General features: G+C 49.2%; 14 protein-coding genes and 1 CRISPR repeat array. Of the genes, 2 read left to right on the forward strand and 12 right to left on the reverse strand.

Annotated features, from left to right (window positions below):
• Positions 1-266: 266 nt before the first annotated feature.
• The 8 genes from IT527_RS01025 to hda all read right to left on the reverse strand — a co-directional run bounded on the left by IT527_RS01025 (position 267) and on the right by hda (position 8,759).
• Positions 267-512, reverse strand: a complete 246-nt coding sequence (locus tag IT527_RS01025; protein WP_292965300.1) for a type II toxin-antitoxin system prevent-host-death family antitoxin — start codon at positions 510-512, stop codon at positions 267-269.
• Positions 513-600: 88 nt separating this feature from the next.
• Complete coding sequence (locus IT527_RS01030; RefSeq protein ID WP_292965302.1) at positions 601-1,317, reverse strand: hypothetical protein; 717 nt, start codon at positions 1,315-1,317, stop codon at positions 601-603.
• A gap of 520 nt (positions 1,318-1,837) precedes the next feature.
• Positions 1,838-2,852: direct repeats of the CRISPR family, unit length 36 nt; unit sequence GAAACACTAATGCCCTGATTTCAAAGGGATTGAGAC.
• A gap of 286 nt (positions 2,853-3,138) precedes the next feature.
• On the reverse strand, positions 3,139-3,357 hold the full coding sequence (locus IT527_RS01035; RefSeq protein ID WP_292965304.1) for a hypothetical protein: 219 nt from the start codon (positions 3,355-3,357) through the stop codon (positions 3,139-3,141).
• Positions 3,358-3,758: 401 nt separating this feature from the next.
• A complete protein-coding gene (gene guaA / locus IT527_RS01040) occupies positions 3,759-5,318 on the reverse strand; it encodes a glutamine-hydrolyzing GMP synthase (RefSeq protein ID WP_292965306.1) in 1,560 nt (519 codons plus the stop codon).
• A 14-nt stretch (positions 5,319-5,332) separates the two neighbouring features.
• Entirely contained in the window at positions 5,333-6,796 is a 1,464-nt protein-coding gene (guaB, locus tag IT527_RS01045) for an IMP dehydrogenase (protein WP_292965308.1), read from the reverse strand.
• Positions 6,797-6,890: 94 nt separating this feature from the next.
• Positions 6,891-7,253 (reverse strand): exosortase system-associated protein, TIGR04073 family, encoded by a 363-nt coding sequence (locus IT527_RS01050; RefSeq protein ID WP_292965310.1) that lies wholly within the window; start codon positions 7,251-7,253, stop codon positions 6,891-6,893.
• Between the two features lie 48 nt (positions 7,254-7,301).
• On the reverse strand, positions 7,302-7,967 hold the full coding sequence (locus tag IT527_RS01055; protein WP_292965312.1) for an HAD family hydrolase: 666 nt from the start codon (positions 7,965-7,967) through the stop codon (positions 7,302-7,304).
• 129 nt (positions 7,968-8,096) lie between these two features.
• Positions 8,097-8,759, reverse strand: a complete 663-nt coding sequence (hda, locus tag IT527_RS01060) for a DnaA regulatory inactivator Hda (RefSeq protein WP_292965314.1) — start codon at positions 8,757-8,759, stop codon at positions 8,097-8,099.
• A 195-nt stretch (positions 8,760-8,954) separates the two neighbouring features.
• Between hda and IT527_RS01065 the strand changes: the two genes are divergently transcribed.
• Positions 8,955-10,151, forward strand: coding sequence for an aminotransferase class I/II-fold pyridoxal phosphate-dependent enzyme (locus tag IT527_RS01065; protein ID WP_292965316.1), 1,197 nt, complete (start codon positions 8,955-8,957; stop codon positions 10,149-10,151).
• A 4-nt stretch (positions 10,152-10,155) separates the two neighbouring features.
• Complete coding sequence (locus tag IT527_RS01070) at positions 10,156-11,190, forward strand: GNAT family N-acetyltransferase (RefSeq protein ID WP_292965318.1); 1,035 nt, start codon at positions 10,156-10,158, stop codon at positions 11,188-11,190.
• Here IT527_RS01070 and IT527_RS01075 read toward each other — a convergent pair.
• The 4 genes from IT527_RS01075 to IT527_RS01090 all read right to left on the reverse strand — a co-directional run bounded on the left by IT527_RS01075 (position 11,145) and on the right by IT527_RS01090 (position 16,175).
• Positions 11,145-12,482 (reverse strand): MFS transporter, encoded by a 1,338-nt coding sequence (locus tag IT527_RS01075; RefSeq protein WP_292965320.1) that lies wholly within the window; start codon positions 12,480-12,482, stop codon positions 11,145-11,147. The genes IT527_RS01070 and IT527_RS01075 overlap by 46 nt on opposite strands.
• A gap of 156 nt (positions 12,483-12,638) precedes the next feature.
• Positions 12,639-13,640: a 2-hydroxyacid dehydrogenase gene (locus tag IT527_RS01080; RefSeq protein WP_292965322.1), complete on the reverse strand. Its 1,002-nt coding sequence runs from the start codon at positions 13,638-13,640 to the stop codon at positions 12,639-12,641.
• A 131-nt stretch (positions 13,641-13,771) separates the two neighbouring features.
• Complete coding sequence (locus IT527_RS01085) at positions 13,772-14,083, reverse strand: c-type cytochrome (RefSeq protein WP_292965659.1); 312 nt, start codon at positions 14,081-14,083, stop codon at positions 13,772-13,774.
• Between the two features lie 22 nt (positions 14,084-14,105).
• Positions 14,106-16,175 carry a thioredoxin domain-containing protein gene (locus tag IT527_RS01090; protein ID WP_292965324.1) on the reverse strand — a complete coding sequence of 690 codons (2,070 nt, stop codon included), beginning with the start codon at positions 16,173-16,175 and terminating at the stop codon, positions 14,106-14,108.
• Positions 16,176-16,196 lie beyond the last annotated feature (21 nt).

Here is a 16,196-nt window from a genome sequence, read left to right on the forward strand (position 1 = left end):
AACACTGCTCATGGGATTACTCCTTTACGCTTTCGCGTTTGGTTGATAAAGATTCGCACCTCTATCAAACCGGGTAATCCCACCTCTTGGCAAGACCTGCTGTCAGATCAAATCTGAACTACTACATTTAATTACAATTTCCCAGAGACTGGCTACACTGAAAATCAATTCATTTTCAGGCATATTCATCAGATTCCGAGCATCGGGTGGCAAATACTCCCAGCCTTTTGCTGCCCACAATAACAGATGCGTATCCAGCAGCAGTTTCACTCGCCACCCTCAAAGGATTGCACAATTTCCTCTTCACCCATCCTGTCAAAATCATCCGGAATTTCAATTTGCCCGGCCATAAAACCAAACCGCCTGATCCGGGAAGGTTCAGGTGCATTGAGCGCAACCACTTTGACCATCGGTTTGCCGGCTTTGGCAATAATAAATGACTCACCATTGGCAGCTTGTTCCACCAACCGGGATAGCTGCGTTTTAGCATCATGAATATTGTATGTTTGCATAATTCAATTTTCACGAACTTAGTTTAACTGGCTTAGTTTATCACTATTCCCTGCATAAAAACTGCTGCCGGAGTGTATCTGAGGCAGATTACAGCCAGCATTTTCGGCAGGGCTCAAGCCCGCTGGCCTGCAGTAGATGAAGAGGGAGTACATAATCCACTGCGCCTGCCTGCTTCCTGTACAGCTCAAAAAGCAGGTCGATCAGCTGCCATTTCAATTTGAAAAACTGTTTCATAATCTCCTTTTGCCAGGGGTTAGAGATACAGGCAAGCGCTTTTTGCTGGTGTAGAGCATAGCGGTATCTTCTGATGGTAAAACCATCTTTTCCATTTTGCATCTCTTGGGATGCATCAATGGCTTCACGAATTTTTTCATGCAATTCCGCAATCGGCATAGCCGCTATAGCTTGCACGCCGCTATTTTCATAGTGCACCTCTTCTGGTCTGGCATGAATACGAAACTCGGCGTTCGCGCGCATCCAGAAGACATCATATGACTTTCCCTTAAGCTCTTTTCTTAGCTGCTCGCAGTATTCCTGAAATTCTCTGATTTTCTGTGGGCCACGAGCTTCGATTTCTGGCGGGACACGATAATTGATGAAATTCGCAGTGAGATAACGGCACGTATTTGTTTGGTGGAATTTGGGTGTACCCACACTAAAAATGTATTTAGACGAAAATTTGGGTTTTTTGATGCGCAGAGCCTGATATTTTCCTTCCAGCATCAGTTTTTGCACATATAACCGCTCTGCTTCCGGTTGATTCAGAATTGCAGCCAGACTTTCTTCATAAATAAAATCAAACATCCCGTCCAAGGATACTCTGCCTTCCGGCTGCAGCCACGAACCAGAAAGCCTGGTGTAGGTATACCTTGTGACATAGGCAACATCCTTCGCTTCTTCAGCAATCGGATCTACCTGACAGGACGCTGCAAAACTAAACATACAAAAATTACTCCGGCTAATAGAACGAAGCGCATTGTGTATCAGCCGTAATCTGACAGGAGCGCTGGCAAGCTTGCCGCGCAGGATAAGCGTGCTAGTGATGACAACATGCCTTCACTGGTTGTAACGGGAATGCGCGCTTCAATTTCGACCAGTCACGCGAATACCGGAGGAAAATGGTTATACTTCGGACAACAGAAGGAGCGAGAAAAACAGTAACATCTGCCTGTTCCTTCTGGAGCTACTGATTACCGGCAACTGATAAAATGAAGTGTTTTTGAAAGAAATTATCGTTTGGAGAAGACATCTTGCCGCACCTCGCTACTTTTCCTCCACACCCTTTCCAATATATTGATTGTAAAGAGGAAAACGATAGCGATCAGAAACACTAATGCCCTGATTTCAAAGGGATTGAGACCAACGAATCCAGAGGAATACCAAGAGGCAATGAGAAACACTAATGCCCTGATTTCAAAGGGATTGAGACATTCAGCGTATTCAGTATTGCTACCTCTGTAATGGAAACACTAATGCCCTGATTTCAAAGGGATTGAGACATAATTAAACTGGCTATTACAATTCCCAGTAATAGAAACACTAATGCCCTGATTTCAAAGGGATTGAGACGCTAGTGCACTACGTGATGACCAGCCTGATGCATAGAAACACTAATGCCCTGATTTCAAAGGGATTGAGACCTCATCAGATTCAGCTATTAACCCTTTTTGAATGAAACACTAATGCCCTGATTTCAAAGGGATTGAGACTTTTTGTAATTATTATATTCTTCTCGGATAGCCGAAACACTAATGCCCTGATTTCAAAGGGATTGAGACTTTACTAAAGAGTGCAAATTGGGACCTATATCACGAAACACTAATGCCCTGATTTCAAAGGGATTGAGACTTGTACAGTGGCCTTATCTCGGATGGTTATCCGGAAACACTAATGCCCTGATTTCAAAGGGATTGAGACGGGTTTGCGACCCATTGCTACAACGGCCTTCGTGAGGAAACACTAATGCCCTGATTTCAAAGGGATTGAGACATCTCAACCTCCCATACATCATCACCTACCTTTCGAAACACTAATGCCCTGATTTCAAAGGGATTGAGACGATACATTTTCCATAGCTAAGGCAAATACCATTGGGAAACACTAATGCCCTGATTTCAAAGGGATTGAGACCAGTGCTTCTTTAGCCTCCGTAAAGTAACTAAGGGAAACACTAATGCCCTGATTTCAAAGGGATTGAGACACTGCCAGAGACAACGCTGCCTCCTGAGGTATGGGAAACACTAATGCCCTGATTTCAAAGGGATTGAGACTCCAAAGCCCGTTTCCACTCTTTGCTGCCAGGAGAAACACTAATGCCCTGATTGGCCGAAGTGGCTGGTTAAGATCAGGTGCCGGCTGCGCATCCGAAGATGGGCAAAAAAATGGGTAAGACTTTGGGTATCCGTGAGCTGATACGAGGTGAAAACGATTGCCTGGTGTATGGAATCAACGGGGACACGGTGTGGATGCTGGCGCTCGGTCGCTGTACGGACCTCGTTGAGATAGCCGGCCTCCCTTGGGTTCGCCGAAGTCTACTGGTGGAAGGTTAGGCTGGAACGGTAATGCCGCAAGCCGATAGCGCGCTCGGAGATGCACCGGACTTCACGAGTAGGACCGTCAACATAGCTACCCCCTTACAATTCTACGCTTTGCCCGATCGACGAAATACTGGATGACATGGAAGGCATGGGCGAAATCGCGCTCGTCGTTGCCCAATTCCTTCGCCGCTATTAAATCGATATCGAACAGATATTGCTTCAACCCCGCCGTGGTATGGCTTTTCGCGAAGTGATAGGCGTCCAGCAGTTCCTTCTCATCGCCCACGGTGAATGCCCCTTGATTCATGGATGCGCTGACTGAATGGTCTGCCAGACCTTAACCGCCGTACGTAGCACCGCCATACTCGCAGCGGAGATCGACTGATCTATTTCCGTCCAGGCTATGTCGCCAATGCCTTTACTGACGGTTGTTAGCAGTGCCGCTGTTTTTACGACCTCGGACAGCGAATCCAAACGCACCTCATCTTCCAATATTTGAGCGTAACGCTGGATTATTAAAAGCGCTTCCGAAGCTCCCGCACTCGTTTATTTGTTTTCATCTGACGAAAGCTGACTGAGCAACAAGATAAGGTTCGACGTTGCATCGAGCAGTTAACCGATATGCGCGTCTCCAGTGATATTCATTTTTCGTTCCATGCAGAGACTACGGCTCGTGCTACTCGGTGCCAGCGAGTGTCAGACGCGGGATCATTCCCACTCAATTGTTGCCGGGGGTTTGCCGGAGATGTCGTAAACCACGCGGTTGATGCCGCGGATTTCGTTGATGATACGGCTGGAGATTTTGGCGAGCAGGGTGTAGGGGAGTTCTGCCCAGTGTGCGGTCATGAAGTCTTCGGTCTGAACAGCGCGCAAGGCAATTACGTATTCATAACTGCGGTTGTCTCCCATGACGCCGACTGATCTGATTGGCAGGAAAACGGCAAATGCCTGGGAAGTTTTTTCATACCATCCGGCATTTCGCAGCTCTTCTATGAAGATGGCATCAGCCTGGCGCAATAACTCGGTGTATTCATATCTCACTTCTCCCAGAATACGGACACCCAGTCCCGGACCGGGGAACGGATGACGGAACACCAGTTCATGCGGTAATCCCAGTGCCAGGCCAAGTTCGCGTACTTCATCCTTGAACAGTTCGCGCAGTGGTTCCAGCAGTTTGAGGTGGAGGGTTTCCGGCAGGCCGCCCACGTTATGGTGAGATTTGATGACGCCGGCTTTTTTGGTGTGGCTGCCGGCAGATTCGATCACGTCAGGATAGATGGTGCCCTGTGCCAGCCATTTTGCATTTTCGATTTTTTCCGCTTCCTGCTGGAAGATTTCCACAAATTCACGGCCGATGATCCGCCGTTTCTGTTCGGGATCGGTGATACCTTTCAGCTGTTCCAGAAACTGTCTGCCGGCATCAACATAAATCACGTTAACTGCGAGATTGCGGCTGAAGGTTTCCATGATCTGTTTGGCTTCGTTCAGGCGGAGCAGGCCGTTATCGACGAATACACATACCAGCTGATCGCCAATGGCGCGATGAATAAGTGCAGCCGCTACCGATGAATCCACGCCGCCGGACAGTCCCAGGATAACTTTATCGTTACCGACACGGGCACGAATTCTGCCGATGGCTTCTTCTGCGTAATCAGGCATGTTCCAGTCATAACCCGCCCCGCAGATATCGTGTACGAAGCGGTCGAGAATCGCCTTGCCCTGCCGGGTGTGAGTGACTTCAGGGTGGAACTGCACACCATAAAAATTGCGTGCTTCATCCACCATGGCAGCGAAGGGAGTGGCTGCATTGGAGGCGGCAGCAGTAAAGCCTGGCGGCAGTTTGTTGACCCGGTCGCCGTGGCTCATCCAGACATCAAGAACCGGTTTGCTTTCAGAATCCAGGCGATCGCGTATATCCTGAAACAGTTTACATGGTGCAGTCAGCAGCTCTGCATAACCGAACTCGCGTGATTGTGCATCTTCCACTTCTCCCCCCAGTTGAGCGGCCATGGCCTGCATGCCGTAACAGATACCGAGAACGGGTACGCCCAGCTCAAATACAATTTGCGGTACACGCGGGGCATCATCGGTAAAGGTGGATGCCGGCCCGCCGGAGAGAATAATGCCAGCAGGCGCAAATTCCCGTATGAATTGCGGGCTGACATCAAAGGGATGAAGTTCGCAGTAAACATTGGTTTCGCGCACGCGCCGGGCAATCAGCCGGGTGTACTGCGAGCCAAAATCCAGGATAAGGATAGCTGAATGCATGTGGGTAAGAGACGTTATTCGACGTGGTAATTCGGGGCTTCTTTGGTGATCTGGACATCGTGCACGTGAGATTCCCGGATTCCGGCAGACGTAATCTCGATGAACTCCGCTTTTTTATGGATGTCACTGATGGTGCGGCATCCCAGATAGCCCATGCTGGAGCGAACTCCCCCGGTTAGCTGATGGATGACACTGGCGAGAGGGCCTTTGTAGGGGACGCGCCCTTCCACACCTTCCGGTACCAGTTTGTCCGCTTCATGACGTTCGGTTTCCTGGAAGTAACGGTCACTTGATCCCTGCTGCATGGCGGATAAGGAACCCATGCCGCGATAGCTTTTATAGGATCTGCCCTTGAGCAGCTCGATTTCTCCCGGGGATTCTTCAGTTCCGGCCAGCAACCCGCCCAGCATGATCGAGCTTGCGCCTGCAGCAAGTGCCTTGGCAATATCGCCAGAATAGCGGATACCGCCGTCGGCAATCACGGGCACGCCGGTGTTCAACAGTGCGGTGGCCACATTGTCAATGGCTGAAATTTGTGGGACACCAACACCAGCAACAACGCGGGTGGTGCAGATTGAGCCGGGGCCGATTCCAACTTTGACCGCATCTGCGCCATGATCCACCAGTGCCCTTGCCGCCGCCGCAGTGGCTACGTTACCGGCAATTACCTGAATTTCCGGAAAATTTTTCTTGACCCAGCGCACGCGATCCAGCACACCCTGTGAATGGCCGTGTGCCGTATCCACGACAATCACGTCTGCACCGGCTTCGACCAGCGCAGCGGCACGTTCATCGCTGCCTTCTCCCACGCCGATGGCGGCACCTACATACAGCCGTTCCTGATTATCCTTGCTGGCATAGGGATGCTCGGTGGTTCGAGTGATATCTTTGACGGTAATCATGCCGCGCAGCTCAAAGTTTTCATCAACAATCAGCGCTTTTTCAAGCCGGTGTTTGTGCAGCAGAGCCAATGCATCTTCCCGTGAAACGCCTTCCCGGACAGTGACCAGATGTTTCTTCGGAGTCATGATGTTTCTGACCGGCTGATCAAGATTGGTTTCGAAGCGAAGATCACGGTTGGTGACAATGCCGACAACCTTTTTGCCTTTGACTACCGGCAGGCCGGATATGTTGTGCTGGCGGATCAGTTCCAGAACTTTGCGCACGGTCATATCCGGGGAAACAATGATCGGGTCGGTCACTACACCGCTTTCAAAGCGTTTGACCTGCGTTATCTGCGCCGCCTGCATCCTGATCGACATATTTTTGTGAATGATGCCGATTCCGCCCTCCTGGGCAATGGCAATGGCAAGCCGGGCTTCAGTGACGGTATCCATTGCTGCGGAAACAATCGGTATTTTGATACGAAGTGTACGGGTCAGCTGTGTGGATAAATCAACATCTCTGGGCAGAACTTCGGAATAGGCGGGAAGCAGGAGAACATCATCGAAGGTGAGTGCTTTTTGTATTAGTCGCATGCGGTCAGTCCCTCACAAAACCCTATTATACCGGAACCTTTTTATGCTTTCCGGCTGAGCTTCACTCATGTTTTCCGACCGAACGCCAGAGCAATCAGCGCATACGCCAGGTGGTGTAGGTGGTTTCACGGTTAAAATCATCCCAGATATAAGTGGGTTTGACGATGGAAGTGGTGGGTACGATAAAAGTGACAATATCAACCGCACCACTCAGTGTTCGGCCAAGCGTATGGACGATTCCAACGAAAAAACCGGCTGTTACACCATAGACGGTACCCTTGGTGCCGCTGGTAATCATCATGTTTTTGGGGATCTCAACCACGCCGGTAACAACGTTGGCTACGCCGGTTGCCAGTTTGACTCCCATTTTTTCGGGATAAGAATCGGCCTGAGCATTGAAGGAAAGTAAGAGACACAGTGCGGCTGGTGCCAGAAGTGATATGGAAACACGTTTCATTTTGTTTTCTCCTCTTGAAAACGTTAATAACGACGATGGTTCAGGGTGCTATTGACGCAGGCTGATAATGCGCCATCCGCTTTTTTTTGCATGTTCGTGAAGGGTGGCATCAGGATCAACGGCAACCGGGTGTGTGACTTTCCTGAGCAGTGGCAGATCATTGAGCGAATCACTGTAGAACCAGCTTTGCAGGAAGGAAAGCCAGGTGAGGTTGTGTGCATCCAGCCATTGTTCCAGTCGGGTTATTTTGCCTTCCTGAAAAGAGGGAATTCCGGTTACGCGGCCGGTAAATTCGCCATTCTTCTGTTCCGGTTCAGTAGCGATAAGGTGATCAATCCCCAGCATGTGCGCAATGGGTGCGGTTACAAAACTGTTGGTGGCGGTAATGATAATGCACAGATCTTTTTCTGCCTGATGTCTGGCGATCAGCTCACGTGCGCCGGGTGCAATCAGGGGTGCAATTCGCTGTTTTATAAAACTGCTGCGCCATTCATTGAGTTGTTCCCGCGAATGGCGAGACAGGGGTTTAAGCTGAAAATCCAGAAATTCATGGATATCAAGTGTGCCTGTTTTGTATTGTTCATAAAATGCAACATTGCGAGCTTCATAGACTTCCCGATCCAGCACATTCTGTTCAATGAGAAATTGTGCCCATTGAAAATCGCTATCGCCAGCCAGAAGCGTGTTATCCAGGTCAAATAATGCCAGTTTCATGATACGGAACTTTGGAATTGGAAAATTGGAGTGCAGAAAACCGGGTAAATTAAGCAGATTGTTAAACAGGTGGTTGTTCTTGTAAGGTTTTTTTCTGCTGCAATTGGTAAGTACCCTGATTACTGCTGATTATAACAGTTCACGTAACAGGGGAAGAGTGACAGGGCGCTGTCTGGTGAGTGAGAGCTGATCCAGTGCATGGATGAGTCTGATCAGGGAAGATAGATCCCGTCGCTCGTGTTTCAGTAAATAATGGCAAATTTCCAGGGGCAGTTCGAACCCGCAGCGGATTGCATAGTCCTGCATAACCTCGATTTTTTTTTCATCCGTTAATTCGTGTACCTGATATACCAGCCCCCAACCCAGACGAGTGACCAGATCCTGACGTAAATCCAGCCCGGCAGGTGGTTTGGTGCCCCCGGCCAGGAATATGCCATGTCCACTGTCGCGCAAGCGGTTGTAGAGATTGAACAGCCTGATCTGAGATGTATCGTCCAGCTGCTCGACATCATCGATCACGATACAGTCCGCACCGGAACTGAAATCAGGTTTTTCCCAGCTGCAGCCGATGTAGCGTGAATTGCATTGCTGTTCTGAAAAAGCACCCGCCACCGCCTGCAATAAATGGCTTTTGCCGCTTCCCGTGTTTCCCCACAGATAATAAAAACGATCCTGATAACTACCGGCAACCAGATTCCTCAATGTGTACAGCAGCTCCTCATTCCCTTCGGGAATAAAATTGTCCAGGGATGGAGGGCCGATTTCAGCAATATCGAGCAGCTGTTGTCTCATTGGCAGCTTCGGGAATGTTTCCGTGGGAGGTTGTTTTGAAATTGGAATTGACACTGCAGCATAAATACCTTGGTTTATACAGAGGGCTGAGATGTATTCGGCTCAATGTCAGCTTAATAATCTGCATTGATAAGCCGATAGAACTGAGGTACGCTTTATTTAAGAGGTTTCACTATGTTTTCTTCAGCCTACTGTATGGCCAATTACCCAAAACCTTATATTCCAACACAACCCGTGTTATCACTGGAGTCATTTTCTTCAAATCGGTGTGGGCAGCAGGATATTCCTTCTGTGCTGGATGTTGGCAGTATAAAACACGTTACCAGTGGCCGAGTTGCAATCGCACTCGCGTTAAAACAAATGGGTATAGGTAAAGGGGATAAGGTTCTGATCCCAGCCTACCATTGTCCTGCAATGGTAGAGCCCGTGATTTGGGCAGAGGCAGTGCCCATATTTTATAAGATACAGTCTGATACATCAGTTGATCTGGATGACGTTCAAAATAAGCTGGATGAGTCAACAAAATTGCTTATTGCAACCCACTACTTCGGGTTTCCGCAGAATTTAGTGAAAATACGTAATTTCTGCGATATTCATGAAATATATTTGCTAGAGGACTGTGCACATTCTTTTTTTGGGGAATTTGAGGGTAGACCGATAGGTGCATATGGAGATTATGCTATTGCAAGCACGATGAAGTTTTTTCCAATATATGAAGGGGGGTGCTTAGTTTCTGGAAGAAATAATATTGAGCAAATAGAGCTTCGATCGGCAGGGTTGGCCTTTGAAATCAAGGCTGCCTTGAACACCTTGGAAAGGGGGCTGGAGTACGACAGAATGGGTTCGCTGAGGAAGTTATTCGCGACCCCTCTGAAATTAAAAGATTATCTGTGGAAATCGGTTAAACAGGGGAGCCCTGGCGAAAATAAAAAGAAGATTGGCCCGGGAGCATCTGAGGGTGGGTTTGGGTTTGAGGCAGATTGGCTCCATAAGCGATCATCTTTTTCTTCAAGATGGCTTACCAAACTTGCCTCCAAGGATCGGGTTATAGCTGGGCGCCGGGAGAATTATTCAGCTTTGCTGGAGGCGCTTGCTGGGTTACCGGGCTGCAGACCTTTATTTCCAGATCTGCCTTCCGGTGTTGTTCCTCATGTTTTTCCTTTAATTGTAGATAATTCAGCAGAAATTTTTCCCACTCTTAAGCGTAGTGGCGTGCCTGTTATTCGTTTTGGCGAATTTCTCTGGCATGGTGTTAATGAATCAGTTTGCTCCGTAAGTACCCGCCTGTCACAAAATTTGCTGCAATTCCCTTGTCATCAAGAGCTCAAGTTAAAAGAAAAGCAATGGATGATAGAGCAAATCAGAAAAACGATACTTTCTTCTATGGAATAGCGTAATGAGCTGGAATTTATACCCGATAAATGAATTCAGGAATTTTCAGGACAGCTGGCAGCAGCTAAACCATACGGCGTCTGGTTCACCATTATTAAGTCCTGATTTTATTTTGCCTCTTCTGGAAGTATTTGGTAGAGGCGACGAGGTTTTGGCATGCTATCAGGAAAAAGATGAGCTGAAAGTGATGACAATTATCTGCCAGAAGAATCAGTGGATATGGTCTACTTTCCAGCCATCACAAGCACCTCTAGGTATGTGGATACAAAAAGTCGATGTGGATTTACCATCCATTCTTCCCGAACTTATACAACAATTGGCACAATACCCTCTTGTTTTCAGTATTACACAGATTGATCCGGATTTAGTTCTCAGACCGGAAACCGGTAAGAAATTGGTGACTTTGGATTATATCCAGACCGCAAAAATTACCCTTCAGGGGGATTTTGAAGAGTATTGGGCTAGTCGTGGAAAAAATCTGCGCCAGAATATGAAAAAACAGCGGAACAAGCTTGCAAAAGATGGTGTAGTTACACGGCTTGAATTATGCGTGCTAGCTGCTGATGCCCAGCAAGCTATCGCGGATTATGGAAAACTTGAAAGCTCGGGGTGGAAACTGGATCAGGGTACGGCAATTCAGCCATCAAACAACCAAGGCAAGTTTTACCAGAAAGTCTTGGAAAATTTCTGTCACCGAGGTAAGGGGCGAGTTTACAAGTACTGGTTTAATGACCAGGTCGTAGCAGTAGATTTGTGTATAGAAGGCGAGGACAGTCTGATTATACTGAAAACAACTTATGACGAAGGTTGGGGGCGTTTGTTTTCACCCGCTTTTCTTATGAGGGAAGAAGAGTTTAAGCAAATTTTTGATGAAAAGAAGATAAAAAATATTGAATTCTACGGCAGGGTAATGGATTGGCATACAAAATGGAGTAACGAAGTGCGTACACTTTATCATGTTAATAGTTATCGATGGCCAGCCCTTCGAATTTTTCATAGAGTTATACGGCGTTTGCGTAAAACGTGTGTATGGATGTAGTTACCTCGGTTACGTGGTTTATATACATTCTCAGGCATTATCCGTCGTGCCAGCCTCAATCCCGCCAGGCTGAAAATTCCGGCTATGGTCAGATAAAGGCCAACGAATGATGTGCCACCGGCATCAGTCAGTGCTTGTGCGATGATCGGAGCAAGTGCGCCACCCAGAATACCTCCCAGGTTAAAGGTGATGGATACACCTGTATAGCGTATCCGCGGAGGGAAAAGTGAGGGCAACCATACACCGAGCGGTCCATAAACAAATCCCATGATGAACAGCGCGAGTGAGAGCACCGCCCAGACCAGCCATAGCGATCCCGCTCCCAGAGCCGGTCCGAATATCAGTCCCAGGCCAATCGTTGCAGCACAGCCTCCCAGCAGTACCTGGTTTGCATTGTTTTTGTCGGCGTATATTCCCGCGAGAATGATACCGGCGGCCAGAAACAAAATAGCAGCAAGCTGGGTGATCAGGAACATTTCACGGGCATATCCCAGCGTAGTGGTGCCGTGAGCGAGTGCAAAGGCAGTCGAAAGGTAAAAAATGGCAAAACAGGCGACTACCGTAAATGTCCCGGCAAAGGTAATGGCAGTGTGTTTGCGTATCAGTTCGCTGATGGGAACCCGTACCGGTGGTTCTTTTGCCAGCGCCCGGGTAAACTCGGACGTTTCACCGATTTTCAGGCGTACCCACAGGCCAAGCGCAATCAGAATACTGCTGGCGAGGAAAGGAATTCGCCAGCCCCATGCGGCAAAATCTGCATCACTCAACTGTATACCGATCAGCAGGAACAATCCGTTTGCGGCGAGGAATCCGATCGGTGCACCCAGCTGGGGAACCATGCCAAACCGGCCGCGCCATCCCTGCGGCGCATTTTCAACAGCCAGTAACGCGGCACCTCCCCACTCGCCACCCAGCCCCAATCCCTGGCCAAAACGCAAAATACATAACAGGAGAGGGGCGATCCAGCCGGCCGTCGAATAGGTGGGCAGGAATGCGATCAGCAGGGTTGATGTTCCCATCAGCAGCAGTGAAGCCACCAGTGTTGATTTTCTTCCAACCCGGTCGCCGAAATGACCAAACAGGATTGCACCAAATGGCCGGGCGATAAAGGCCAGGCTGAAGCTCATGAATGACAGCATCAACTGTGCGGAGGGAGAATCTGCCGGAAAGAACAAGGGGCCAAATACCAGTGCCGCTGCGGTGGCGTAGATATAGAAATCGTAGAATTCAATGGTGGTTCCAACCAGGCTTGCTGCAAGGATGCGGCGGTGTTCATAAAATGGGCTAGTCATAATCAGTTTTTCTCAAGGTTTGCAGGCGATCCGGCTGGTCAAATGCAATTCCGGTCTTACGGAACGCGAAAAGTGATGAGGGTGGGGAGGTTTGTCAAATGATGGCCCGGTGCGGGTGAGAAGCAGGGATAAATGAGTGCCGGCACAGAAAATTGCCTACCGGGTTAATGCATCTGTAATCTGGTTAAAAGGCTTGTTCTGCAGAAAATTATGTATGTTGTCCGCCAGCAGACTGATCATGCGCTGTCTGGATTCCACGCTGGCCCAGGCGGAGTGGGGAGTAATGATGAGGTTGGGATAGGGATAATCCAGCAGTGGATTACCATTGACGGGCGGTTCTTCTTTCAGGACATCAATGGCTGCCCCGGCGATACGGCCGGAATACAGAGCCTGCAGCAGATCGGTGTCGTTAATCAGTCCGCTGCGGGCGGTATTGATCAGATAGGCTGAAGGCTTCATCAGATCCAATTCCCGGCTGCCGATCAGATGATGAGTGTCTTCCGATAACGGGCAGTGCAGGGTAATGAAATCTGCCTGGCAGATCACATCATCAAATGCTGTTCGCCCGGATCGAACAGATAAGGCCGATTTATGTTCGGCAATTTGCAGTTTCATCCCGAAGGCCCGGGCAAGATTTGCCACTGCACTGCCCAGTTCGCCATGTCCGATAATACCGAGCGTTTTACCTGCCAGCTCCATGATTCCGAAATCCAGCGGGCAGAAATAAGGGCTGGTCTGCCAGCCTCCTTTTTTTATCAGTTGCTGGTACTCTACAAAACGGCAGGCAAAGTTCAGCATAAACATAAAAACATGCTGGACAACGGAGCCGGTAGCGTAATTGCGGACATTACATACCGGGATATTGCGTTCAGCAGCCGCGACGAGATCGACATTGTTATAACCGGTGGCTGCTATGCAAATCAGTTTCAGTTTATCTGCAGCGCAGATGGCAGTACGGTCGAGCAGTGTTTTATTGCTGACAACGATTTCAGCCTCCCGGATTCGTTCTGCCACTTGCTCCCGGGCAGTGTTGTCGTGATAGATCCACGGGGATGTGGCCTGCTCCAGTACTGTTCTGTCGATATCACCGCGTGTTACGGAGCCGAAATCGAGAAAAACAGTGAGCATGGCGGTCTGGTATGTGGAAATGGGTAACAATATTCCAGATGAATGTATTGAAAGCCCGGGAGGTTGTCAAATTAACCGGCCGGGATGATCTGGAATATGACAGAAATAAAAAAGCCGATACAGTTTCCGGTATCGGCCCGCACTTAAGCTTGAATATCAGATCACTTGAGTGTCAGGATCCATTCGGCCAGTGCTTTAGCATCAGCTTCGCTTACATTGACGTTGGGTGGCATTGGAATCTGGCCCCATACACCAGTGCTGCCACCTTTGATTTTACCAACCAGATAGCCAGCTGCATCAGCTTGGCCAGCATATTTGGCTGCGACATCTTTAAGTGCAGGGCCAACGAGTTTGGCATCAACCTGATGGCAGGCAACACAGTTGTTCTTTTTGGCCAACTCAGCATCTGCCTGAGCGTAACCGGCAACTAACAGTGCTGAAGCAGCAAATGCTCCTAACCAAGCTTTTTTCATCGCATTTTCCTTTTGTGAATGATTAAGGGAGTGCCATTCTACCGTGAAGCTTGCAGATTTGCAGTAGTTCATTCAGTGAATGGATTTCCGGAAAACAACGTCTGCCCTCACATACCCGAGCGCTGATTTTGTCACTCGGAGTAGAGCGGAACGTAAGATTCCCGGGCAATCCGGAAAGTTCCAGCGGCAATGCAATTATTACGCTATTCAGCGAATAGGGAATCAGTGCTTTTAACCAGGTTTGCCGTTCAGCCTGAGTGCCATGCAGTATGATGGTTTTTGCCGGTTCAAGCCGTTCCTCCAGTGCGATCAGCAGGCTGCAATGTGAACTGGCGTACAGTGATAGCGTGCTGGCAAAAATGCTCAAAGTACGTTCAGCTGCTTCCGGATAACGCAACTCGCTCAACAGATGTCCCAGTCGCTGCAAAGCAATGGCTGCAATGCCGTTTCCGGCAGGAATTGCGCCATCGTGACCTGTTTTTGGCCGGTGGATCAGTGCTTCATGGTCATGACTGGTAAAAAAGAATCCACCGGATGTCTTGTCTTCAAAGCGGGTGAGCAGTACATCCGCCAGCGTAATGGCAAAATCAAGATCTGTCTGGCGGAAACTGACCTGCAGCAATGTGAGCAAACTGTCTAACAGGAATGCATGATCATCAAGGTAGGCATTCAGATGCGCTTTGCTGTCCTTAAAGGTCGCCAGCAGGCGCTCGTTTTGCCATAGCCTGTCGCGGATGAAATCCATTGCCTGCATGGCTGAATCCACCCATTCCCCGCGTTCAAAAATTTGCCCGGCACGTGCCATTCCCCTGATCATCAGCGCATTCCAGCTGGTCAGGATTTTTTCGTCACGACCGGGGCGGATGCGCTGTTCACGTGCGTGAAACAGTTTTTTACGCGCACTGCTGATGAGCTGCTGTGTAATTTCCGGGCTGATGTGATGGCGTGCCGCAATGGCTTCGACAGACTCCACGACTTCAAGATGCCAGTGACGGTCTTCGAAGTTGGGTGAGCGATCAAGACCATAACAGGCAGCCGTTACCCGGTATTCTTCCGGCGTCAGGATTGTTGCAACTGCCTGACGATCCCAGACATAGAACTTTCCTTCTTCGTGCTCGGAATCAGCATCAAGTGAAGAAAAATAACCGCCACCCGCTGCAGGGCCGGATTGCATTTCCCGCATGACCCAGGCAGCAGTTTCTTCAACAACCTCTTTAAACAGCGGGTTGCCGGTTATCAGCCAGGTTTCTGCATAAAGAGGCAGCATCAGCGCATTGTCGTACAGCATTTTCTCAAAATGCGGAATTTGCCAGGCGTTATCAGTGCTGTAGCGGCAGAACCCGCCCCCCAGCTGGTCATAGAGGCCGCCTCGTGCCATTTTTTCCAGCGTGTGCGTTACGATATGCAGGGCCTTTGTGTTGTTCTCCGTAACATATCGTCGCAGGCAAAACTGTAATTCTGCCGGATGGAGAAATTTGGGTGCATCTCCAAACCCGCCGTGAATTTCATCGAACTGGTGATCTAACTGCTTCCAGGCATGGTCGATCGGTTGCCGGGAAAGTGCAGAATCATGCGTGCCTGGTACGGGGAGTGTTTGGGCGAGCAATTTCAGCAATACCGCATTCTGCTGTTCAATATCCGTTTTGCGTGTGCGGTAAAGTTCAGCAACTTTCGGCAACAGCTCCAGAAATCCCGGCATGCCGTAGCGCGCCTGTTTCGGAAAATAGGTGCCACCAAAGAAAGGTTTCTGTCCGGGTGTCAGGAACATGGTTAACGGCCATCCACCCGGACGGTGGTTCATCGCGTAATGCGCACTCTGGTAAATCTGGTCAATGTCAGGACGTTCTTCGCGATCGACTTTGATATTGATGAAATCGGCATTCATTGCTGCGGCGACTTCGGGATCTTCGAATGATTCATGCGCCATGACATGGCACCAGTGGCATGCTGAATAGCCGATGGAGAGCAATATCGGCTTATCCAGCGTGCGCGCAATTTTCAGTGCCTCTTCTCCCCATGGGTACCAGTCCACCGGGTTTTCCGCGTGCTGCAGCAGATAGGGGCTGGTTTCTCCGGCAAGATGATTGGGCATTGGAGTTCTGTTCAGGCCGGA

This window comes from Nitrosomonas sp. (genome assembly GCF_020852615.1).
Classification (GTDB): domain Bacteria; phylum Pseudomonadota; class Gammaproteobacteria; order Burkholderiales; family Nitrosomonadaceae; genus Nitrosomonas.

What these genes read in the sequence shown, in the direction of transcription:
- IT527_RS01050 (WP_292965310.1), bottom strand. Translation starts at nt 7,253, where the DNA reads ATGAAACGTGTTTCCATATCACTTCTGGCACCAGCCGCACTGTGTCTC.
- IT527_RS01065 (WP_292965316.1), top strand. Translation starts at nt 8,955, where the DNA reads ATGGCCAATTACCCAAAACCTTATATTCCAACACAACCCGTGTTATCA.
- IT527_RS01070 (WP_292965318.1), top strand. Translation starts at nt 10,156, where the DNA reads ATGAGCTGGAATTTATACCCGATAAATGAATTCAGGAATTTTCAGGAC.
- IT527_RS01075 (WP_292965320.1), bottom strand. Translation starts at nt 12,482, where the DNA reads ATGACTAGCCCATTTTATGAACACCGCCGCATCCTTGCAGCAAGCCTG.
- IT527_RS01055 (WP_292965312.1), bottom strand. Translation starts at nt 7,967, where the DNA reads ATGAAACTGGCATTATTTGACCTGGATAACACGCTTCTGGCTGGCGAT.
- guaB (WP_292965308.1), bottom strand. Translation starts at nt 6,796, where the DNA reads ATGCGACTAATACAAAAAGCACTCACCTTCGATGATGTTCTCCTGCTT.
- guaA (WP_292965306.1), bottom strand. Translation starts at nt 5,318, where the DNA reads ATGCATTCAGCTATCCTTATCCTGGATTTTGGCTCGCAGTACACCCGG.
- hda (WP_292965314.1), bottom strand. Translation starts at nt 8,759, where the DNA reads ATGAGACAACAGCTGCTCGATATTGCTGAAATCGGCCCTCCATCCCTG.
- IT527_RS01035 (WP_292965304.1), bottom strand. Translation starts at nt 3,357, where the DNA reads ATGAATCAAGGGGCATTCACCGTGGGCGATGAGAAGGAACTGCTGGAC.
- IT527_RS01030 (WP_292965302.1), bottom strand. Translation starts at nt 1,317, where the DNA reads ATGTTTGATTTTATTTATGAAGAAAGTCTGGCTGCAATTCTGAATCAA.
- IT527_RS01090 (WP_292965324.1), bottom strand. Translation starts at nt 16,175, where the DNA reads ATGCCCAATCATCTTGCCGGAGAAACCAGCCCCTATCTGCTGCAGCAC.
- IT527_RS01085 (WP_292965659.1), bottom strand. Translation starts at nt 14,083, where the DNA reads ATGAAAAAAGCTTGGTTAGGAGCATTTGCTGCTTCAGCACTGTTAGTT.
- IT527_RS01025 (WP_292965300.1), bottom strand. Translation starts at nt 512, where the DNA reads ATGCAAACATACAATATTCATGATGCTAAAACGCAGCTATCCCGGTTG.